We start from the raw sequence: 23,306 nt of genomic DNA, 5'->3' as shown, positions 1-23,306 counted from the left end.
GAAAATCGGGTATCACCAGCCATACGGTTGTCCTTGACTTTCGAACAGAGTCGAGGTGGTGACCATGCACGACCAGAGTCCGCTGCGAGCCGAGACCTGGCCGATGTCCCGGACCTGCCCGTTCTCCCCGCCACCGGACTACGCCGGCCTGCGCGAGCACCCCGGCCTGGCCAGGGTGACGGGCCCGAGCGGACGCACGGTGTTCGTTGCCGCACGCCATGAAGACGTCCGTGCTGTGCTCGGCGACGCCCGGTTCAGCTCCGACCGCTCGCACCCGGACTTCCCGTGGATGCGCGTCGGCGAGGCCGTGTTCCCCGGCTTCAGGCCCTCGCTGATCGAGATGGACCCACCCGAGCACGGCCCCGCCCGTCGTGCGGTCGCCGGCGAGTTCGCCATCCGCCGCATACGAGAACTGCGCCCCAAGGTCCAGTGCATCGTCGACGGTCTGCTCGACGATGTGCTGGCCGGCGCCGGGCCCGCCGACCTGGTGTCCGCGCTGGCCGTGCCGATGTCCGGTCTGGTGCTGTGTGAGCTGCTCGGCATCCCGACCAGTGACCGGCAGGAGTTCACCACCAACACCATGGTGCTGACGGCCCACGACTCCGTTGATGCGGATCGCGTCGCCGAGTCCTTCCGCTCTCTGATCGCGTATTTCGACGCACTGTGCGCCGCCAAGATGACCGAGCGGCCCGAGGACCTGCTGGGCAGGCTGGCGGGCCACCAGCTCTTCAGCGGTGACGAGGGCCGCTGGGCCATGGTCGAACTGTGCATACTCCTGGTCGTCGCGGGCCTGGAGACCACCGCCACGATGACCGCACTCGGGGTCCTGGCGCTCCTCGAACACCCCGACCAGCTCGCCCTCCTCACCGCCGACCCGGGCCTGACCCCGGCGGCGGTGGAGGAACTGCTGAGGTTCTTCTCCGTCGCCGAGCTGCCCCTGATTCGCCGCGCCACGGCGGACGTCGAGATCGGCGGCACTCTGATACGGGAGGGTGAGGGCGTCGCCGCCCTGTCCGCCGCCGCCAACCGCGACCCCGCGGCCTTCGCCGACCCGGACACGTTCGATGTCACCAGGGACAACCGCAGGCACCTGGCTTTTGGCTCGGGACCGCACCAGTGCCTCGGCAAGAACCTGGCCCGGCTGGAGCTGTGCATCGTCCTCGACACTCTGTTCCGGCGCATCCCCACTCTCCGCCTGGCCACGCCACGCGACGAACTGCCCTTCGTCAACGGCTCCGGGTTCTCGGTATCGGCACTCCCGGTCACTTGGTGACGGGGACAAAAAAGCGCCGGCCGTCGGCCATGCGTATACCGGGTTGCGGAGAGGCAGTTCGTTCGTGAGCCGGTCACATGGCGGCCTGCCATGGGGATCTCCTGTGCGTCACGGTAATGGTAATTCTTGACAACAGGCCGAAGTTTCTAGTGAAAGCCCCAGATTTTGGCCGACCGGAGGTGTTGTGTGGAATGAGCCGGGGTGCTGATCATGTTGATGCACCTCGATTTATCGGCGTTTGGTCAGATGGTCGCGAGTCCGGTGAATGATCTTGCGCCCATGGTAGCCGAAAAAGTCCAAACTACTCTGGGAGGGCACCGGATGCCGGGCGAACCGATTGCGATTGTGGGAATGGCGTGCCGCTACCCGGGCGGAATAGCCGTCCCGGAAGGGCTCTGGCAGGTGGCCAGGGACGGGATCGACGCGATCGGCGAGTTACCGGACGACCGGGGCTGGGACCTGGCGGCCCTCTACGATCCCGACCCGGACCGGCCCGGTACCTCCTACGTCCGGCACGGCGGATTCCTCTACGACGCCGGCCATTTCGACGCCGAGTTCTTCGGGCTCTCCGCCCGCGAGGCGTTGACCACCGATCCGCAGCAGCGCCTCCTGCTCACGACGGCGTGGGAGGCCCTGGAGAACGCGGCCATCGATCCCACCTCGCTGCGGGGCAGCCGCACGGCCGTGTTCGCCGGCTCGATGATGCACGACTACGCGCCCCGGGTGCATACCGTCCCTGACGGGCTGGAGGGGTACCTGATCACCGGGAACACCTCCAGCGTGGTGTCCGGCCGAGTGGCCTACGTGCTCGGCCTCAACGGCCCCGCGGTCACGGTGGACACCGGCTGCTCCTCGTCGTTGGTGACCACTCATCTCGCGGTGCAGTCACTGCGTCTCGGCGAGTGCGACCTGGCCCTGTCCGGCGGCGTGACGGTGATGGCGACCCCGGAGATGTTCGTGGAGTTCTCGCGGCTGCGGGGCCTCGCCCCGGACGGCCGGTGCAAGCCGTTCTCTGCGACGGCGGACGGCACGGCCTGGTCCGAGGGCGTCGGAATGCTGGTGCTGGAACGGCTCTCCGACGCCCTGCGCCATGGGCACACCGTGCACGCGCTGGTGCGCGGCACCGCGGTCAACTCGGACGGGGCCTCCAACGGGCTCTCCGCACCCAGCGGGCCGGCTCAGGAACGGGTGCTGCGGGCGGCGCTGGCCGACGCCGGACTGTCCGAGGCGGACGTCGACGCGGTGGAGGCGCACGGCACGGGCACCAGGCTCGGCGACCCGATCGAGGCACGGGCGCTGCTGGCGGTGCACGGCCCGCAGCGGGCGCGCTCGTTGCTGGTGGGTTCGGTCAAGTCGAACATCGGGCACACACAGGCCGCTGCCGGGGTGGCGGGCATCCTGAAGATGGTGCACGCCATGCGCGACGGCGTGCTGCCGCGCATCCTGCACCTGACCGAGCCCAGCCCGCACGTGGACTGGGAGTCCGGCAGGGTCACCCCGCTCGCGGAGGACACGCCGTGGCCGGAGACCGGACTCCCGCGCCGGGCCGGGGTGTCCTCGTTCGGCATCAGCGGCACCAATGCCCATGTGATCCTGGAACAGGCACCGGAGCGCGCGCCCGCCGCGGCACCACGACCGGCGTCCGCGGTGCCGCTGCTGCTGTCCGCACGGTCGGCGGAGGCACTGCGGGAGCAGGCCGGCCGGCTGGCCGAGCGGCTCCGCCCGGACCGGGTCGGCCTGCTGGACGCCGGATTCACGCTGGCGACCGGCCGGGCCGGGTTCGAGCACCGGGCCGCCGTCGTCGGCCGGGACCGGGACTCGTTGGTGCACGGACTGGACGCGCTCGCCGAGGGCGGTTCGGCACCGGGCACGGTCGTCGGGTCACCCTGCCGGGACACCAGTCCGGTGCTGTTGTTCCCCGGCCAGGGCACGCAGTGGACCGGGATGGCCACGGAACTGCTGGAGTCCAGCCCGGCCTTCGCCGGGCACATGGCGGCCTGTCAGGACGCGATGGCGCCGTACGTGGACTGGAACCTGCGCGACGTGCTCACCGACGCGGACGCGCTGCTCCGGGTGGACGTGGTGCAGCCCGCGCTGTGGGCGGTCATGGTGTCGCTGGCCGGACTCTGGCGGGCACACGGGGTGCGGCCGGCCGCGGTGGTGGGCCACTCCCAGGGCGAGATCGCGGCCGCGACCGTAGCCGGCGCGCTGTCCCTGGACGACGGGGCGCGGATCGTCACGCTGCGCAGCCGGGCCTTGCGGGCGCTCTCCGGTACGGGCCGGATGCTGTCGGTGGGGCTGCCGAGAGCGGCGGTCGAAGAGTCGATGGCCCGCTGGGGCGGGGATCTCTCGGTGGCCGCGGTCAACGGGCCGCGCTCGACGGTGGTCTCGGGCGCCGTCGAGGCGGTCGAACAGTTCGCCGCCGCACTGGTCGCCGAGGACATACGGGCGAGCCTGTTGCCGGTGGACTACGCCTCGCATTCGGCGCAGGTCGAACTGCTGCGTGCGGAGCTGCGCGAACTGCTGGCGCCGGTGACTCCGATGGCGGCCGAGGTTCCCTTCCACTCGACCGTGACCGGCGGTCCGGTGGACACCACCGGGCTGGACGCGGACTACTGGTACCGCAACCTGCGCGCCACGGTCGAGTTCGAGGCGACGGTGCGCGGGCTGGTCGCCGCCGGGCACACCACGTTCCTGGAGGCGAGCCCCCATCCGGTGCTCGCCGGCGGCGTGCGGCAGATCCTCGGTGACTACGAGGAGGACCACGACGGGGGCGGCGTGGTGCTGGAGACCCTGAAACGGGACGACGGTGGTGCCGACCGCTTCCTGCTGGCGGTGGCCGAGGCAGCCGTGCACGGTGTGGACGTGCACTGGAACGGGCTGTTCGACGACGCCCGGAGTGTGGAGCTGCCGACCTACCCGTTCCGCCGGCAGCGGTACTGGATGCTGCCCACCGCCGCCTCCGGGCCCGTCGCCGGGCATCCGATGCTGGACTCGGTGGTCCAGCTCGCCGGCGGTGGCCTGGTCGCCACCTGTCGGCTCTCTCTCACCCGGCACCCCTGGCTGGCCGAGCACGCGGTGCGCGGCACCGTGCTGCTGCCCGGGGCCGCGTTCGCCGAACTGGCGCTGCACGCGGGTGAGCGGGCGGGGCTGCCGGTGCTGGACGAGCTGGTGCTGGAGAGCCCGCTGGTGCTGCCCGAGCGGGGCGAGACCGAGTTGCAGATCGCGATCGGCGAGACGGGTCCGGGCACGCTGGCGATGTACGCCCGGTCCGCGCCGGACGCGCCGTGGACCCGGTACGCGACGGGGACGCTCCGGGCCGCGGAATCCGGCGGCGCGCCCCTGACGGAGTGGCCGCCGGCCGGTGCCGAGGAGATCGACCTCGACGGCGAGTACGCACAGCTCGACGAGCGAGGTTACGAGTACGGGCCGGCCTTCCAGGGGTTGCGGCGGGCCTGGCGGCTCGGTGCGGAGCGCTGGGCCGAGGTCGAGCTGCCGGTCGATCCCGGGCGGTTCGGCCTGCACCCGGCCCTGCTCGACGCCGCATTGCACCCGTTGCTGCTGGATGCGGGGGACGCGCCGGTGAGGTTGCCGTTCTCCTGGAGCGGGGTCGCACTGCATGCGGTCGGGGCCACAGCCTTGCGGGTGCGGCTGACTCCGCAGGGCAACGACTCGTTCGCCGTGGCGCTCGCCGACGCGGCGGGGGAAGCGGTGGCCACGATCAGTGCGCTCGCGCTCCGGCCCGTGGGGCCCCTGCGGTCGGGGGCGGCGGGCGTGGACCGGGCGCTGCACCGGCTGGACTGGGTGCCGGTTGCGCGGCGGCCCGCCCCGGCGATCGTGGACGCGCCGATCCTGGACGTGGCCGGGCCGATCGTGGACGTGGCCGGGCCCGAGGAAGCACTGGCGCGGGTCCGCGAGTTCTTGGGCACCGACGACGAGAAGGCGACGGGCGGGCCCCTGATCGTGCGGACCCGTGGTGCGGTCGCGATCGTCCCGGAGGACGACCAGGACCCCGACGCCGCGGCGGTCTGGGGCTTGGTCCGCGCGGCACGCACCGAACATCCCGGCCGGTTCGTGCTGGTCGACCTGGACCGCCCTGGCGACCCCGAGGACGCCGGCTCCGCCCTGGAGCCGGCGTTGGGCACCGGTGAGCCGGAGATCGCCATCCGGGGCGGGCAGGCGTTCGCGCCGCGGCTGGCTCGGGTAACGCGGACGGGGGAGCGACCCGCCCTCGCCGGAGGCACGGTGCTGATCACCGGCGGGACCGGCGTACTCGGCCGGGAGTTGGCCCGGCACCTGGTCACCGAGCACGGGGTGCGGCACCTGGTGCTGGCGGGGCGGCGGGGCGGCTCGGCGCTCGAGTCCGGTCTCGGGGACCTGACCGGCACCGCCGAGATCACGGTCGTGGCGTGCGACGTCGCCGACCGGGCCGCCCTCGCCGAGCTGCTGGCGGCGATCCCCGCGCACCGCCCGCTGACCGCGGTGATCCATGCCGCCGGGGTGCTGGACGACGGCACGGTGCGCTCCCTCACCGCCGAGCGGCTGAACGCGGTGCTGCGACCGAAAGTCGAGGGTGCGCGCAACCTGCACGAACTGACCGAACACCTCGACCTGGCCGCGTTCGTGCTGTTCTCCTCCGTGGCCGGTGTCCTCGGCACGCCGGGGCAGGCGAATTACGCGGCCGCCAACGCGTGGCTGGACGGGCTGGCGCAGCACCGCCGCTCGCGGGGACTGCCCGCTTCGTCGATGGCGTGGGGACTTTGGGCGCAGGACACCGGCATGACCGGGCGGCTGGGCGACACCGACCGGGCCCGGCTGCGGCGAACCGGGCTCGTGCCGATGTCCCGCGAACACGGGCTCGCACTGTTCGACGCGGCGCTGGGCACCGACCTGGCGTGCACCGTGCCCGCCCGTTTCGACCTGGCCAACGTGCGTGCGGCAGGCCCGGAGCGGGCTCCGGTGTGGGCCGGGCTGCTCGGCGTCCGGCGGAGCGCGGCCCGGCCGGCCGCCGTGGCCGCGGCGCCCGTGTTCGTCTCCGGTGGCGAGCGGTCGGTGCTCGATCTCGTGCTGGCCACGGTGGGCTCCGTGCTCGGCGTGGAGCGCCGGGTGGACCCGGCGCGGGCGTTCCGCGACATCGGCTTCGACTCGCTGTCCGGGGTGGAGCTGCGCAACCGGCTCACCGCCGCGACCGGGGTGCGGCTCCCCGCGACCGCGGTGTTCGACCACCCCACCCCCACGGCCCTGGCCGGGTACCTGTCCGGGCAGCTCCCCGACGCGGTACCCGGCGGCCGGACACCGGTTGCCGGGCCCGGCCCGCACGACATGGACGACCCGGTGGTGCTCGTCGGCGCGAGCTGCCGCTTTCCCGGCGGGGTGTCCACCGTGGACGAGCTGTGGGAGTTGCTGGCCGCCGGGCGGGACGCGATCACCGAGTTCCCGGCGGATCGCGGCTGGAACCTGGACGAGGTCTACCACCCGGAGCCGGGCCGTGGCGGGCGCAGTTACGTGCGGCACGGCGGCTTCCTGGACGGGATCGCCGAGTTCGACAACGGCTTCTTCGGCGTCGCCCCGGCCGAGGCGGTCTCGATGGACCCGCAGCAGCGCATCCTGCTGGAACTGGCCTGGCACGCGCTGGAGGACGCCGGGATCGACCCGACCACGTTGCGGGGCACCCGCACCGGTGTCTACCTCGGGCTGATGGGCAACGACTATGCGCGCCGCGCGCACCGGACGCCCGAGGACCTCACCGGCGACGTTTCGATCGGCAACGCGGGCAGCGTCGCGTCGGGGCGGCTGGCCTACACGTTCGGTTTCCACGGCCCGGCGATCACGGTGGACACGGCGTGTTCCTCCGCGCTGGTGGCGATGCACCAGGCCGCGCAGGCGCTGCGGGCCGGTGAGTGCACGGTCGCGCTGGCGGGTGGCATCACGGTGCTCACCACGCCGACGCTGTTCGTGGAGTTCTCCCAGGTGGGGGTGCTCGCCCCGGATGGCCGGTGCAAACCGTTCGACGCGGCCGCGGAGGGCACCGCGTGGAGCGAGGGCGCCGGCCTGCTGGTGATGGAGCGGCTTTCCACCGCGCGCGAACGGGGCCACCGGGTGCTCGCCGTGCTCCGCGGCTCGGCACTCAACTCCGATGGCGCGTCCAACGGGCTGACCGCGCCGAACGGATCGGCCCAGCAGCGGGTGATCCGGGACGCGCTGGCCGTCGCGGGCCTGGCGCCCGACGAGGTGGACGCGGTGGAGGCGCACGGCACCGGAACCCCACTCGGCGACCCGATCGAGGCCACCGCGCTGCTGGCGACCTACGGGCAGGACCGGGCGCGGCCCGTGCTGGTCGGGTCCGCGAAGTCCAACCTCGGGCACACCCAGGCCGCGGCGGGCTTGGCGGGTGTGCTCAAGATGGTGCTGGCCATGCGGCACGGCCGGTTGCCCGCGACCCTGCACTTGAACGACCCGAGCCCGCACGTGAACTGGGACGACGGCGCGGTGCGGTTGCTGGACGAGCCGGTGGACTGGCCGCGCGTGGGCCGTCCGCGCCGGGCGGCGGTGTCCTCGTTCAGCCTCAGCGGCACCAACGCGCACGTGATCCTGGAGGAGCCCGAGCCCGAGCCCGAGCCCGAGCCCGTGCCCGAGCCCGTGCCCGAGCCCGAGCCCGTGCCCGAACCGGAGCCCGTGCCCGAACCGGAGCCCGAGCCCGTGCCCGAACCGGAGCCCGAGCCCGAGCCCGAGCCCGAGCCCGAGCCTGAGCCCGAGCCCGTGCCCGAGCCTGAGCCCGAGCCCGTGCCCGAACCGGAGCCGGCGACCGCCGCGGCTCCGCCGCTGATCCCGTGGGTGCTCTCCGCGGCCACCCCGGAGGCGCTGCCCGCGCAGGCCGAGGCCCTGCTCCGCCGACTGACCGACGAGGACGGGAACGGCTCGCCGTCCGCGCTGGACGTGGCGTACTCGCTGGCCACCACGCGGGCCCGGCTGCGTGCCCGCACCGTCGTGCTCGGCACGAACACCGGCGAGCTGACCGCCGCGCTGCGAGCGGGGACCGGCAGTACCGGAGTGGCGGCCGACGGCGCGACCGCGTTCCTGTTCCCCGGCCAGGGCGTGCAGTACGCGGACATGGCCACGTCGCTCCGGGACCGGGTGCCGGTGTTCGCGGCGGCCCTCCAGGAGATCGCCGCCGAGCTGGACCCGCTGCTGGACCGCCCGCTCGCCGGGATCCTCCGGGACGGACCCGGGGAACGCACCGACCATGCGCAGGCGGCGGTCTTCGCGGTTCAGGTGGCGGTGTTCCGGCTGCTCACCACGATGGGGGTGCGGCCGGACGCGGTGGCCGGGCACTCGGTCGGCGAAATCGCCGCAGCGCACGCCGCGGGCGTGTTCTCGCTGGCCGACGCTTGCACGCTGGTGGCCGCGCGCGGGCGGCTGATGCGCGAACTCGGTGGCGAGGGCACGATGGTGGCGGTCCAGGTACCGGAAGCCGACGTGCCGGAACTGCTGCGCGGCCACGAGGACCGGGTGGCGCTGGCCGCGGTGAACGGGCCCGCCTCGGTGGTGCTCGCCGGGGACGCGGACGCGCTGCGGGAGATCTCGCAGCGGGTGGCCCACGTGCACCGCCTGGCGGTGCGGCACGCGTTCCACTCCCACCACATGGACCCGGTTCTGGACCCCTTCCGGGAGGTGCTGGCCGGACTGGACTTCCGGAAACCGGTGATTCCGGTCGTGTCCTCGGTGACCGGGGCACGGGTCACCGAAGAGCTTTGCGACCCGGAGTACTGGGTCCGGCACGCGCGGGAACCGGTGCGCTTCCACGACTGCCTGCGCGCTCTGGACGCGGCGGGCACCAGCACCTACCTGGAGCTGGGACCGGGCGCGACGCTCAGCGCGCTCGGTCAGGAGGCGCTGGGCGGGGACGGTTTCCTGCCGGTGCTACGGCAGGGCGCCGATGAGGTGCACGGCCTGCTGACGGCGTTGGCGACCGCGCACACCCGGGGGGTCGACGTGGACTGGGCGGCCTGGTGCGCGGGCGGGCGGGCGGTGCCACTGCCCGGCTACGCGTTCACCCGGCAGCGGTTCTGGCTGCCCGACGACGAGGAGGCCCCCGCCGACCCTCTGCTGCACGGTGTCGAGTGGCCGCTGCTGCCCGTCCCCGGCCCGGTCGCCGACGCGCAGGGGCCGTGGCTGGTGGTGGCCCCGCCGGGCGCGGACTGGGACCGGCTCACCGAGGACGTGGCGGGCGTGCTGGGCGGAGGGACCCGCATCGTGCGCGGCGACGCCGTGGACGGCGAGCACTGGGACCGGCTGCTGCCCGACCTGCCGGGCGGCGGCATCGTGTCCCTCCTGGCGATGGCCGAGGGCTCGGACAGGCCGCGGGTGCCGACCGGCCTGGCCGCCACCCTGGCGCTGCTGCAGGCGCTGCTGTCCAGAGGCGCGGACACGCCCCTGTGGTCGGTCACCAGCGGCGCCGTGCGAGCCGGCACGGCGGACACCGTGCCGCATCCGGAGCAGGCCGCCGTGTGCGGGTTGCTCCGGGTCGTGGGCATGGAAGCGCCCCGGCTGCACGGCGGCCTGGTGGACCTGTCGCTGCGACCGGCCGTGGAGGACCTGGCCGCGCTGCCCGCCGCGCTGGCTGCCAGAGACGAGATGGCGATCCGGGACGGGCGGCTGCACGCCAGGCGACTGGTTCCGGTGCCCCGCACCGAACCCGCCACGACGGAGCCCATCGGCACCGTACTGATCACCGGGGGGCTGGGCGGCATCGGCGCGCACGTCGCCCGCCGGCTGGCGGCCCGGGGCGCGGACCGCCTGCTGCTGGTCGGCCGCCGGGGCGTGGACACCCCTGGCGCGACGGAACTGCGCGCCGAACTCACCGCACTGGGTACCGAGGTCGACATCGCCGGCTGCGACGTGGCGGACCGCGAGGCGCTGGCCGGGCTGCTCGCCGGGCGGTCGCTCACCGGCGTGGTGCACGCCGCCGGGGTGCTTGACGACGGGGTGCTGGAGGGGCTGTCCGAGGACCGGCTGGCGCGTGTGTTCGCGGCGAAGGCGGATGGCGCGCGGTTCCTGCACGAGCTGACCGCCGGCCATCCGCTGCGCTTCTTCGTGCTGTGTTCCTCGCTGGCCGGCACCGCAGGCTCGCCGGGGCAGGGCAACTACGCCGCGGCCAACGCCGTCGTGGAGGCGCTGGCAGCCCATCGACAGGCCGGCGGCCTGCCCGCGACAAGCCTGGCTTGGGGCCCCTGGCTGGACACCGGGATGACCACGTCCTGGCCCGTCGGCCCGCGGTCGGACAGCGGCGCCACGCCGATGCCCGCCGACCGGGCGCTGGACGCGCTGGAGCGGGCACTGTCCGGCGGTGCGGCGCAGTACGTGGTCGGTGCCGTGGACTGGCCGCGGTTCGCCGCCGCACGGCCAGGGCGCCTGTGCTCCCAACTGCCGGGTGTGGGCGCGGACACCGGGCCCGAACCCGCGAGCGCGTTGCGGGAACGACTGGCGGCCACCGCGCCGGAGCGGCGGTCGTCGGTGCTGCTGGAGCTGGTCACCGCCCGGGTCGCCGTTGTTTCGGGCCGGCCGGCCGGAGACCTGGACGCGCACCGGCCGTTCCAGGAGCTGGGCCTGGACTCGCTGGCCGGGGTCCGGCTGCGCAACCTGCTCGGCGCGGACACCGGAGTGCCGCTGGCGGCCTCCGCGGTCTACGACCATCCCACCGCCGCCGCGCTGGCCCGGTACCTCGGCGACGCGCTCGGTGTCGACGAGGGCGACCCGGCCGAGCGGGTCGTGCTGGACCGCCTGAGGGAGCTGGAGGCGGCCCTGCTCCGGCGGCCTCCGTCCGTGCCCGTCCCCGAGGAGATCACTACGACACTGCGGCGACTGCTGCGCAGCCAGGAGGACGGCCCCGCCGACGAGCAGGCCGCGGTGCCCGACCTGAGCGACGCCACGGACGACGAGATGTTCACGCTGATCGACGGAGTGCTCGGCGATGCGACATCGGACACCGGTCGCACTGCCGGCCGTGTCACGGAGAGGAGCTAGCCCATGTCAGTGCCAAGCCGCCCACCGGCCACCGCGCTCGACAACCCGCTGCACGCCCTGCTCGACCGGGAGGTGCTCGCGAACCCCTACCCGTTGTTCGAGCGGTGGCGAGAGCAAGGTCCGATGTGGACGTCGGACGGTTCCCTGCTGCTGAGCGACCACGCCGCCTGTATGGCGGTGCTCAAGAGCCACACGACCATGGGCAGTGACACGTTCAACGCGCCGGGGATGCGGGAACTCTTCGGCGACCGCGGCGACGAGCCGGTGCTCAACTCGATCTTCTTCATGGACGATCCCGGACACGGGCGGCAGCGGAACCTGGTCAGCAAGGCATTCACGCCACGGATCACCGCGCGCTTCGAGCCGTGGATTCGCGAGATCGTGGACGAACTGCTCCGCGACTGCCTGGCCGACGGCGAGTTCGACGGCGTGCAGGACCTGGCCGCGGTGCTCTCGCTGCGGGTCATCGCGACTCTCCTGGGCATCCCGGGCGAGGACATCCCGATGCTGCGGGAGTGGTCCAGCGACATGGCGCTGTCCACGGAGCTGCCCACGCTGGTGGCCAGCTTCCGCTCCACGGCGATGTTCGACCGCGAGGAACTCGTCCGCATCGTCCGCACCACCACCGAACTGCACGGCTACTTCGCGGACCTCATCCACAAGCGCCGCCGCAAGCCCGGCGAGGACCTCATCTCCAGCCTGCTCTCCACGCAGGAGGACGGGCGCGGGCTGAGCCGACGTGAGGTGACGAACGTCGTGGTGACCGTGTTCACCGCGGCCCACGAGTCCACCACGAACCTGATCACCAACGGCCTGCTCGCGATGTCGCGCCACCCGGAGCAGTTCCAGCTGCTCCGGCAGGACCCGGCGATCGTCGGCGATGTGGTCAGCGAGGCGCTGCGCTACGACTGCCCGATCATGCTGACCGGCCGTGTCGCGCTGCGGTCCGACCGGATCAACGGCATCGACATCCCCGAGGGCTCGGTGGTCACCCTGGTCCTCGCGTCCGGCAACCGGGACGAGCGGGTGCACCCGATGGCGGGTCGGTTCATCGCGGACCGGAAGCCGGCCGTGATGAACCTCGCCTTCGGCGCCGGCGCGCACTACTGCCTCGGCAGCAGCCTGGCCCGGCTGGAGGCGGAGATCGTGTTCGGTGAGCTGGCTCGCCGGCTGCGCGGCTTCCACGTGCACGAGGACTCACTGAGTTATCGCAGGCACGTGGTCGTCCGCGGCCTCGACACCGAACGGATCACCTTCCAACTCTGACCGGCCATCTGTCGCAGGGAGTCATTCATGCCCGATGAAGTCAGCACGCTCCGGCAATATCTGAAGAGGGTTACCACCGATCTGTTACGCACCCGGGAGCAGTTGCGTGACGCGACCGAGCAGTCCGCCGAGCCGATCGCGGTGGTCGGCATGTCGTGCCGGCTGCCCGGCGACGTGGCCTCGCCTGCCCAGCTGTGGGACCTGGTGGCTGCGGGCACGGACGCCATTTCGGCTTTCCCCCGGGACCGGCACTGGCCGATCGAGGAGCTCTACGACGCCGATCCGGAGTCCCAGCAGGCGCGGCGGTCCTACGTGCGCGAGGGCGGCTTCCTCAGCGGGGCGGGCGATTTCGACCCCGCGTTCTTCGGGATCTCCCCGCGCGAGGCGCTGGTGATGGACCCGCAGCAGCGGCTGGTGCTGGAGCTGGCCTGGGAGGCGTTGGAGTCCGCGGGCATCCTTCCGGACTCGCTGGTGGGCGAGCGGGCCGGGGTCTTCGTCGGCGCGTCCAGCAACGACTACGAGATGCTCTGGCAAGGCACCGACCAGTTCTCCCAGTACGGCATCACCGGCAACACCATGAGCGTGATCTCGGGCCGGATCAGCTACGCCTTGGGCTTCCACGGCCCGGCCCTCACCGTGGACACCGCCTGCTCGTCCTCGCTGGTCGCCACCCACCTGGCGATGCGGGCCCTGCGGGCCGGGGAGTGCCCGATCGCGCTGGCGGGCGGTGTGACGGTGCTGAGCACTCCGGAGACGTTCGTCGAGTTCTGCGGCCAGGGCGTCACCTCCCGGGACGCTCGGATCAAGGCGTTCGCGGCCGGGGCGAACGGCTCGATCTGGGCCGAGGGGGCGGGTCTCCTGGTACTGGAGCGGCTGTCCGACGCGCGGCGGCAGGGCCATCAGGTGCTCGCGGTGCTGCGCGGCTCGGCGGTCAACTCCGACGGCACCAGCAACGGGCTCTCCGCACCCAACGGCACCGCCCAGCAGGAGGTGATCCGTACCGCGCTCGCCGACGCCGGACTGTCCACCCAGGACGTCGACGTGGTCGAGGCGCACGGCACCGGCACCCCGCTCGGCGACCCGGTGGAGGGCACCGCGCTGGTGGCGACCTATGGCCAGAACCGGCCGCCCGGCCGGCCGCTGCTGCTGGGCTCGCTGAAGTCCAACATCGGGCATACGCAGGCCGCGGCCGGCGTGGCCGGCATCATCAAGATGATCATGGCGATGCGGCACGGTCTCGCGCCGAGGACGTTGCACGTGGACAGCCCCACCCCGAAGGTGGACTGGGGGGTGAACGGGGTCAGCGTGCTCGCCGATGCGATGCCCTGGCCGGAGACCGGTCGAGCGCGCCGCGCCGCCGTCTCCTCCTTCGGGATCAGTGGCACCAACGCCCATGTCGTGCTGGAACAGCACGTCGAGCCGAAGGCGCCGGAGCCCGGCGTGCCGTCCGCCGGTCTGGTGTGGACGGTGTCGGGCCGGACCGAGGACGCGCTGCGCGCCCAGGCGACCCGGCTGCTGGCCTTCGCCGAGTCCGGCGATGCTCCCTCCGCCGAGGGGCTGGCGCACGCATTGGCCACCCGCCGCACCCACTTCCGCCACCGGCTGGCAGTGCCCGGCCGGGACCGGGCCGAACTCATCTCCGCGCTGCGCGGCCACCTCGACACCGGCCTGGTCCCCGATGTGGCGGTGGGCACTGCGGTCGGCGGCGGGGTGTGCATGCTGTTCACCGGCCAGGGCGCGCAGCGGCTCGGCATGGGGCGGCAGCTCGCCGCCTCCTTTCCGGTGTTCGCCGAGGCGTTCGACGAGGTGTGCGAGCTGTTCGACCGGGAGCTGGCGATTCCGCTGCGGAGCGTGCTCGAAGGCGAACCGGACCTGCTCGACCGCACCGACTACGCCCAGGCCGCCCTGTTCGCGGTGGAGGTCGCGCTGTTCCGGCTGATGCACTCCTGGGGTGTGCGCCCGGACATGCTGCTGGGACACTCGATCGGGGAGATCAGCGCGGCGCACGTGGCCGGGGTGTGGTCGCTGCCGGACGCGGTCCGGCTGGTGGCCGCCAGAGGCCGCCTGATGGCCGCGCTGCCCGAGGGCGGCGCGATGCTGTCCGTGCAGGGCACCGAGCAGGACCTGGCCCCCTGGCTGGCGGGGCGCGCGCGGCGGGTGTCCGTCGCGGCGGTGAACGCCTCGGACACGGTGGTCGTCTCCGGTGCGGACGAAGACATCACGGAACTGGAGGCCGACTGGGCGGCCCGGGGCCGGCGGACCCGGCGGCTGCGGGTCAGCCACGCGTTCCACTCGCCGCTGATGGAGCCGATGCTGGCCGAGTTCGGCACGGTTGTGGCCGGGTTGACGGCGCACGATCCGCACATCCCGGTGATCTCCAACCTCACCGGCGAGATGGCCACGGCGGAGCAGTTGCGCTCGCCGGCGTACTGGACCGCGCACGTCCGGCAGGCGGTGCGGTTCCACGACGGGCTGCGTACCGCACGCGAGACCGGTGCACGCGTCCTGCTCGAACTGGGACCGGGCGCGGTGCTTTCCGCGCTGGCCGGGCGGGATGCCGGGCCGGACGAGGCGGTGGTGCCCACCCTGCGCGGGGCCGATCGTGACGAGACCAAGGACGTGCTGCTCGCCCTCGGCGTGCTGCACACGCAAGGCGTGGAGGTGGACTGGCCCGCCGTGCTGCCCGCCGCGCCCGCCAGGACGGCGGACCTGCCCTGCTACGCGTTCCAGCACGAGAGGTACTGGCTGGTGCCGGACGGGAACGGGCTGAACCTGCGTTCCACCGGGCTGCTCCCGGTGGGCCACCCGCTGCTGGGCGCCATGGTGTCCGCGGCCGAGGGCGACGGCGTGCTGCTCACCGGCAGGCTGTCCTTCCAGTCGCACTCCTGGCTGGGGGGCCACCGGGTGCGCGGCCTTCCCCTGCTGGCCGGCACCGGCTTCGTGGAACTGGCGCTGGCCGCGGGCGAGCAGGTCGGTTGCGACCTGCTCGAACAGCTGACCGTCGAGGCACCGCTGGTCCTGCCGGAGCACGGCGGGGTGACGGTGCAGGTGGTGGTGGGCGACACCGAGGAGACCGGCCGCCGCCCGGTGCGGGTGTACTCCCGGCCGGAGGGCGTGGGCCAGGCCGAGCCGGGCCCATGGCGGTCACACGCCTTCGGCTACCTGGGTATCCGCACCGCGACGCCGGACACGCCCCTCGCGCACTGGCCGCCGCGGGATGCGCGGGAGATCCCGGTCGCGGACGTCTACGACGAGGTGGTGGAGGGCAGGCACTTCCGCTACGAGGGCGCGTTCCGAGGTCTGCGGACCCTCTGGCAACGCGACCACCCCGACGGGAGCTCGGAGATGTTCGCCGAGGTCGCCCTGCCCGCCGAAGCGGCCGGGGACGCGAACCGCTACAGCCTGCATCCGGCGCTGCTGGACGCGGCACTGCACGCGGTCGGTCTCGGCCCGCAGCTGGACGGGATCGACGAGGGCAGCGGCTCGATGCCGTTCTCGTGGTCGGGGCTGTCGCTGTTCCGGGCCGGAGCCTCGACGGTGCGGGTGCACGTCACCGGCGGGAACGGTGACGTGGCGATCACGCTGGCGGACGAGACCGGTGCCACCCTGGCCACGGTGGACTCCCTGGTGTTCCGGCCGCTGCCCGCCGATGAGTCCTACCTGCTGGGACCGGCCGAGGACGGCGCGGAACTGCTGGCACACGACTGGGTGCCCGTGCGCCGGCCACCCACAGTGGACGATTCCGGTGAGTGGCACGACCCTGGGACCGGTGGGCTCGACCTCGCGTCGCTGGCGGACGCGGACGACCCGGTGCCGCCGGTGGTGGTGCTACGCCCGGCCCGTCCCGCCGGGGACGACGTCACCGCACGGGTCCGCGCCGCGCTCACCGAGCTGACCGGGTACCTGCGAGTGTGGCTCACCGACCAGCGGTTCGCCGGTTCGCTGCTGGTGGTCTGCACCGAGCGCGCGCTCGGCGTGCGTGCGGGCGACGAACCCGACCTGGCACTGTCCGCGGCCTACGGACTTGCTCGCTCGGCACAGAACGAGTACCCGGGTCGCCTCCTGCTGGTCGACGCCGACGAGCCGACCGACACCGCGTTGCGCGACGCGGTCGCCGTCGCGTCCGCGGCCCGTGAGCCCCAGGTGGCGTTGCGCGCGGGCGAACTGCTGGTGCCCCGGCTGCACCGCGACGACGGTCAGGCGGAGAGCGACGGCGGCTCGGCCGCCCGCACGCCCGACCCCGACGGCACCGTGCTGATCACCGGTGGGCTCGGGTCGCTGGGCCGCACGCTGGCCCGGCATCTGGCAGGCCGGGGCGCCCGCAGGCTGCTGCTCCTCTCGCGCCGTGGCGCGGAGAGCCCCGGCGCCGCGGAACTGGTCGCCGAACTCGGCCGGCTCGGCGCGCACGCCGAAGTGGCGCGCGGCGACGTCGCCCGGCGGGACGACGTGGCCCGGGTGCTGGCCGAAGTGCCCGCGGCACACCCGCTCACCGCCGTGGTCCATGCGGCCGGTGTGCTGGACGACGGCTTGGTGGAGTCGCTGACCGATGGGCAAGTGGAGAACGTGCTGGCGCCGAAGGTCGACGGAGCCTGGCACCTGCATGAGTTGACCCGGGATCTCGATCTCGCCGAGTTCACATGTTTCTCCTCCGCCGCCGGCGTGTTCGGCACCGCGGGCCAGGGGGCTTACGCCGCGGCGAACGCCTTCCTGGACGCGCTCATGAACCAGCGGGCCGCCGCCGGGCTCCCGGCCCGCTCGCTGGGCTGGGGCCTGTGGGCGCCGGACAGCGGGACCGGCACGACCGACGGGATGGGCGGCGGGCTGGCCGCCGCGGACCGGGCCCGCATGGACCGCACCGGGATCCGCGCACTGACCGTCGCGCAGGGCCTGGCCCTCTGGGACACCGCGACCGGCTCGGACAGGGTCCACCTGGTGCCCATCGGGCTGGATCTGGTCACCGTGGCCGGGCTGGGAGAGGAGGGCATTCCGCCGTTGCTGCGCGACCTGGTCCGCCCGGCCCGCCGCCGGCGCTCCGCGCGGTCCGCCGCGCCCGCCGAGTCCCCGGCGGACCTGGCCCGCAGGCTGGGCCGGCTGAGCCCCGCCGAACGGGACCGGCAGCTCCTCAACCTGGTGCTCGGGCAGATCGCGGCCGTGCTCGGCTACCCGTCCGCGGACGGGGTGCCCGCGGACGGTCCGTTCGGAGACCTCGGATTCGACTCACTGAGCTCGGTCGAGCTGCGCAACCGGCTCAACACCGCCACGGGTCTGAACCTGCCCGCCACCTTGGTGTTCGACCACCCCACTCCGGCCATCCTCGCGGCGCACCTCGGTACGGAGGTCGCGCCGGATGCCGCCGGCGCGGAGGAACCGGCGGACGGCCCTGCCGAGCGCGGCCCGGATCAGCTCGCCGGACTCGTGCAGGCGGTCGAGGAGGCGCTGGCCGGCGAGAACGCGCAGCGCGACGCGCTGCGCGGACGACTGCGGGCGGCGCTGCGCGCGCTGGACGGCGAGCCGGGGCCCGGGGTGGACGAACTGAGCTCGGCCTCCGTGGACCAGCTCTACGCCTTCGTGGACCGGGAACTCGGCGATGCGTGAGCCAGCAGCCGGGACCGCCCGGCCGACCGGAGAGGAATCGAACGCTGTGGGCGAGGACCCGAAGCTCGTCAAGTACTTCCAGCGGGTCACCGCGGAACTCCAGCGCACCCGGGAACGGTTGCGGGAGCTGGAGAACCCCGTCGACGACCCGGTGGCCGTGGTCGGCATGGGCTGCCGGTTCGGCGGTGGGGTCGGCTCGCCGGAGGAACTGTGGGAACTGCTCGCCGCGGAGCGGGACGTGATCACCGGGTTCCCGGCCGACCGCGGCTGGAACGAAGACCAGATCTACCACCCGGAACCGGGCACGCCGGGCCGCTCCTACGTCCGGCACGGTGCCTTCCTCGACAACGCGGCCGACTTCGATCCCGAGTTCTTCGGCATTTCGCCGCGCGAGGCGCTCAGCATGGACCCGCAGCAGCGGATCGCGCTGGAGGTCACCTGGCAGGCGCTGGAGTCCGCCGGTATCGATCCGGCCGGGCTGCGCGGCAGCCGCACCGGCGTGTTCCTCGGACTGTCCAACGCGGACTACGCCACGGCGGTCCGCGAGATGCCCGAGGACATGCTGGGCCAGCTCTCCATCGGCAACGCGGGCAGCGTGACCTCCGGCCGGCTGGCCTATGTGTTCGGCCTGCAGGGGCCCGTGCTCACGGTGGACACCGCCTGTTCCTCGTCCCTGGTCGGAATCCACCTGGCCGTGCAGTCGCTGCGCGCAGGCGAGTGCACCCTGGCGCTCGCGGGCGGCGTGACCATCCTGTCCAGCCCGCTGCTGTTCATCGACTATGCCCGGCAACGCGCCCTGGCGCCGGACGGACGGTGCAAGCCCTTCTCCTCGGCCGCCGACGGCACCGCGTGGGGCGAGGGAGCCGGGATGCTGGTGCTGGAGAAGCTGTCCGACGCACGGCGCAACCACCACCCGGTGCTCGCGCTGCTGCGCGGATCGGCGATCAACTCCGATGGCACCTCCTCCGGGCTGACCGCCCCGAACGGAACCGCGCAGCAGCAGGTGATCGCCGACGCGCTCGCTTCGGCCGGCCTGTCGCCCGCGGACGTCGACGCGGTGGAGGCGCACGGCACGGGCACCGCGCTCGGCGACCCGATCGAGGCGCAGGCGCTGTTGGCCGGGTACGGCCGCCACCGCGGCGACCGGCCGCCGCTGCTGGTCGGCGCGGTGAAGTCGAACCTCGCCCACACCCAGGCCGCAGCCGGAGTCGCCGGCGTGGTGAAGATGGTGCTGGCCATGCGGCACAGCACGCTGCCCAAGACCCTGCACACCGACACGGTGACCCCCCGGGTCGACTGGGCGCAGGGCGGGGTCGAACTGCTCACCAGCGCGGTCCCGTGGCCGCGCGACGGGCGTCCCCGGCGGGCGGGCGTGTCCGCGTTCGGAGTCGGCGGCACCAACGCGCACGTGATCCTGGAGGACCCAGGGCCCGACCCGGACATCGAGCCCGGCGACCGGGCCGTCCCGCCACTGCTCGCCTGGACCCTGTCGGGCAGGACCGAACAGGCGCTGTCCGCGCAGGCGGCCGCGCTGCACGAGTACCTCGACCGGGCGCGCCCGGATCTGCTGGACCTGTCGTGGTCGCTGGCCACCGCCCGGGCACACCTGCCGCACCGCGCCGTGGTGTTCGGCTCCCGCCCGGCCGACCTCGCCGCGGGCCTGACCGCGCTGAGCACGGGCCGGAACGACACCGGGAGCGCCACGGTGGTGGTCTCCGGCACCGCCGTGCGGAACGGCACCACCGCGTTCCTGTACCCACACGAGTGCACCCCGGCCGTGGTGCGCGCGTTGGCCACGCAGTACGCCGAGGCCGAGCCGTTCGCCGAGCACCTCTCCGCATGTGAGGCAGTGCTGGCCGGGCTGGTCGGCTGGTCTCTGACGGATGTGCTGCGCGGTGACCCGGACGTGCCACCACTGGACCGGCCGGACGTGTTGGTCCCGGCCACGCTGGCCGTGCTGACCGGCGTGACACGAACGTGGTGCGCGTCCGGGGTGCGCCCGGCGGCGTTGGCGGGACACGGATACGGCCGGCTGGCCGCGTCCTGGGCGGTCGGGTGGCTGTCCCTGTCCTCGGCGCTGCGGATCGCGGCCGGGTGCCCCGCGGGCGCCGAACCCGACGCCGTGGATGTCCCGCCCCCCGCGCCCGGTGTGCCGGTGCTGTGCGGGGACACCGGCCGTTGGCTGCAGGACCGTCCGGCCGAGGACGACTACCGCACGGTGCCGGCTGCCGAATCCGGCTTGGCTGCCCGCGAGCTGCGGGCCGACGGTCATCGACTGCTGCTCGTGTTCGGTGGGGACACCGCGGGCATGGCCGCCGCGCTGTCCGACGGTCCCGCCGTGCTGGCCGTTCCGGAGGAGACGGAGAGCGCGGTGACCGGTTCGGCGGCGATCGTGCGCGCGCTGGGCCGCGCGCACGTGATGGGCGCGGCGGTGGACTGGCGTGTCGTCCTGGCCGGCGCCGGTGCGCGGCGTATCCCGTTGCCCGGCTACGCTTTCCAGCGCAGCCGGTACTGGATCGAGCGCGAGTGGACCATGCCGGTGCTGATCTCCGGCGACCCCGGGACGCGCGAGCCCGATCGGCGCTCGCCCGCGGCTGCGCTGTGGGCACTGCACGAGCAGGAGCGCACGCGCCACGTCGAGATGCTGGTCCGTGAGTGCCTGAACTGGGCGCTGGGCAACGGACCGGATGACCAGGTCGACGCCGAGGACACGTTCCGCGATCTCGGGATGGACTCGCTGGGCGCGGAGGATCTGCGCGATCGCCTCACCACCGGTGCCGGTGTGGAGATCGAACTCGCCGACGTGCTGAACTACCCCACGGTGGTCGATCTCACCGAGCGCGTACTGGAAAAGCTGGCCGCCCGCGCCGAGGATGGCACGCTCGACGAGACCGCGGGGACCGCCCGGTCCGGGAACGAGGTCCCGGAATCCGGCACCGGGCCGGTGGACCCGGCGCCCGAGAACGCCGACGAAAGCGACGGCAGCCTGGCCTCGTTCTACATCCGGGCGATCCGCACCGGCCGGATCAACGTCGCCCTCCGCCTGGCCCGCGCGGCCTCCGAGACCCGCGACACGTTCGACCAGGACGATCCGCGCGATCTCGCCGAACTGCGCCAGGTGGGGGCGGGCGCGGGTGGCCCCACGATCGTCGGCCTCACCCCGCCGATCTTCCCCAACCTGGACCTCCCCTACTCCTACCTGCACGCCGGGCTGGACCCCGCGTCCGACGTGTGGTCGCTGTGGTCGCCCGGATTCGCGGGTGAGGCCCCGCTGCCCGCCGACCGTGCCGCCCTGATGCGGATGCTGGCGAAACCGCTGCACCGTGAGCTGGACGGTACCCCGTTGATCATCGCGGGCTACTCCTCGGGCGGCTGGCTGGCGCACGAGCTGGCCACGCACCTGGAGCAGACCGGCGTCCCCGTCACCGCGCTGCTCCTGCTGGACTCGTACCTGCCGGAGGAGGAGATGGAACAGACCGAGACCCGCAGCGAGTTCATGCGTGAGCAGATCCGACGACGTGACCTCATGGGCATGTCGCTCGACCGTCCGGACCGGACAGTGACCACCAGCGGCCAGATCGCGGCGATGGGCGGCTACAGCAGGATCTTCAGCGGCTGGCGGCCCGGCCCGCTGAAGGCGCCGATCCTGCACCTGCTCGCCAGCGAGGTCGTCGCGGGTGTGCCCACCAGCTCGGAGGACCACCCGTTCCCGGCCGAACTGGCGCATCGCGTGCGCAGGCTGCCCGGCGATCACTTCACCATCCTGTCCCAGCACGCCGACCTGATCTCAGCGAACCTGCACGACTGGCTGACGGAGGTACAACCCCTATGACGACCGTTCCCGATCTTCCCGACGCCACAGAGGCACTGGAGCGCTTCCCCTTCGACGACGGCCGCGGCATCGAGGTCAACGAGCGGTTCCGGGAGCTGCGGCAGCGCAAGGGGCTGCTCCGGGTGCGGCTCGCCTACGGTGAACCCACCTGGCTGGTCACCCGCTACGCGGACGCCCGGCTGGTGCTGGGCGATACGCGGTTCAGCCGCGCGATGTCGGTCGGCCGGGACTTCCCGCGCCAGGAGGAGGCGACGGACCTGGCCGGGCTGATCACCATGGACGCCCCCGAACACACCCGGCTGCGCACACTGTTGCTGAAGGCCCTCAGCAGATCCCGTATCGAAGCGCAGCGCCCGACGGTGCACGCGGCGGCGGACGCTCTGCTGTCGTCGGCGATGAACGCCGGGCCGGGCATGGACATCGTGGTGGACTACGCGCAGCGGATGAGCGTGCTGTCCATCTGCGACCTGCTCGGCGTGCCGGTCTCGGACCGGGAGGTGTTCGAGTCGACCAGTGCGGCGCTGATGCCCGGCAGCGCTGTCGGCGCCGAGGACATGATGCGGCGGTTCGGTGCCCTGCGCACCTGCACCGAGCAGCTCATCGCCGAGCGTCGGGCCCGCCCCCGCGACGACCTGATGTCGGCGATGATCCAGGCCCGGGACGAGGAGGACCGGCTCACCGACACCGAGCTGATCGACCTGGTCGTCAGCATGCTGCTGGCCAGGTTCGAGGCGATCATCACCCAGATTCCGAACTGCGTCTACGTTCTCACGCGGGGCGACCGTGCGCTCTGGAACCGGCTGCGTGCGAATCCGGCCGAGCTGCCGGCGGCGGTCGAGGAGCTGCTGCGCAACAACGCCTCCGCCGGTGCCGGCCTGTTCGTCCGCTATGCGCGGGAGGATGTCAACGTCGGTGGCACGCTGGTGCGCGCGGGCGAAGCTCTCACCGTCGCCATCGAGTCGGCCAACCACGACCCGGCCCGATTCGAGGACCCCGACGCGATCGACTTCACCCGGCCACCCGGTGGACACCTCACCTTCGGTTATGGCGCGCACTACTGCGCCGGAGCCCAGCTCGGGCGCATCGACCTCCAGGAGGGACTGCGGGTGCTGCTCACCAGGACCCCGGAGCTGACCGTCCGCGACATCACCTGGAGAGAACGGCCGCACATCCGGGGGCCGGAGGCGATGCGCGTGACCTGGCAGGGTGGCCCGGAATGACCGCCACCGGCGCTGGGGGTCCGCCGGCTTCCGGTGGGTAGTGGCAGGTCGGCTGGATCCGGTGCGGCTGAGACTCCGACGCTCGGAGGGGGGCTCG

At 73.2% G+C, this 23,306-nt stretch carries 6 protein-coding genes and 1 pseudogene; all 7 read left to right on the top strand.

Features of this window, described 5'->3' with window-relative positions:
• The first annotated feature begins 64 nt into the window (after nucleotides 1–64).
• The 7 genes and pseudogenes from IE182_RS09845 (at nucleotide 65) to IE182_RS09795 (ending at nucleotide 23,209) form a co-directional block, all read left to right on the top strand.
• Nucleotides 65–1,273 (top strand): cytochrome P450, encoded by a 1,209-nt coding sequence (locus IE182_RS09845; protein ID WP_190109311.1) that lies wholly within the window; start codon nucleotides 65–67, stop codon nucleotides 1,271–1,273.
• A gap of 201 nt (nucleotides 1,274–1,474) precedes the next feature.
• A pseudogene (locus IE182_RS32930) lies at nucleotides 1,475–7,903 on the top strand (SDR family NAD(P)-dependent oxidoreductase); the annotation flags it as partial.
• Nucleotides 7,901–11,296: an SDR family NAD(P)-dependent oxidoreductase gene (locus IE182_RS32925; protein ID WP_506417122.1), complete on the top strand. Its 3,396-nt coding sequence runs from the start codon at nucleotides 7,901–7,903 to the stop codon at nucleotides 11,294–11,296. The pseudogene IE182_RS32930 and the gene IE182_RS32925, both read left to right, overlap by 3 nt.
• Before the next feature lie 3 nt (nucleotides 11,297–11,299).
• Nucleotides 11,300–12,562, top strand: a complete 1,263-nt coding sequence (locus tag IE182_RS09810; protein WP_190109310.1) for a cytochrome P450 — start codon at nucleotides 11,300–11,302, stop codon at nucleotides 12,560–12,562.
• A gap of 27 nt (nucleotides 12,563–12,589) precedes the next feature.
• A complete protein-coding gene (locus IE182_RS09805; RefSeq protein WP_190109309.1) occupies nucleotides 12,590–18,157 on the top strand; it encodes a type I polyketide synthase in 5,568 nt (1,855 codons plus the stop codon).
• Nucleotides 18,150–21,989 (top strand): type I polyketide synthase, encoded by a 3,840-nt coding sequence (locus tag IE182_RS09800; protein ID WP_190109308.1) that lies wholly within the window; start codon nucleotides 18,150–18,152, stop codon nucleotides 21,987–21,989. The genes IE182_RS09805 and IE182_RS09800 overlap by 8 nt, the downstream gene beginning before the upstream one ends.
• Entirely contained in the window at nucleotides 21,986–23,209 is a 1,224-nt protein-coding gene (locus tag IE182_RS09795) for a cytochrome P450 (RefSeq protein WP_190109307.1), read from the top strand. The genes IE182_RS09800 and IE182_RS09795 overlap by 4 nt, the downstream gene beginning before the upstream one ends.
• Nucleotides 23,210–23,306: the final 97 nt, after the last annotated feature.

The organism is Streptomyces cinnamoneus (assembly GCF_014650495.1).
In the GTDB taxonomy this organism is placed as follows: Bacteria; Actinomycetota; Actinomycetes; order Streptomycetales; family Streptomycetaceae; genus Streptomyces; species Streptomyces cinnamoneus.
The sequence above is the reverse complement of the archived record's forward strand: the minus strand, read 5'-3'. Positions and strand labels throughout refer to the sequence as shown.

Coding starts and splice junctions, on each gene's coding strand:
- IE182_RS09845 (WP_190109311.1), top strand. CDS start 65: ATGCACGACCAGAGTCCGCTGCGAGCCGAGACCTGGCCGATGTCCCGG.
- IE182_RS09810 (WP_190109310.1), top strand. CDS start 11,300: ATGTCAGTGCCAAGCCGCCCACCGGCCACCGCGCTCGACAACCCGCTG.
- IE182_RS09805 (WP_190109309.1), top strand. CDS start 12,590: ATGCCCGATGAAGTCAGCACGCTCCGGCAATATCTGAAGAGGGTTACC.
- IE182_RS09800 (WP_190109308.1), top strand. CDS start 18,150: ATGCGTGAGCCAGCAGCCGGGACCGCCCGGCCGACCGGAGAGGAATCG.
- IE182_RS09795 (WP_190109307.1), top strand. CDS start 21,986: ATGACGACCGTTCCCGATCTTCCCGACGCCACAGAGGCACTGGAGCGC.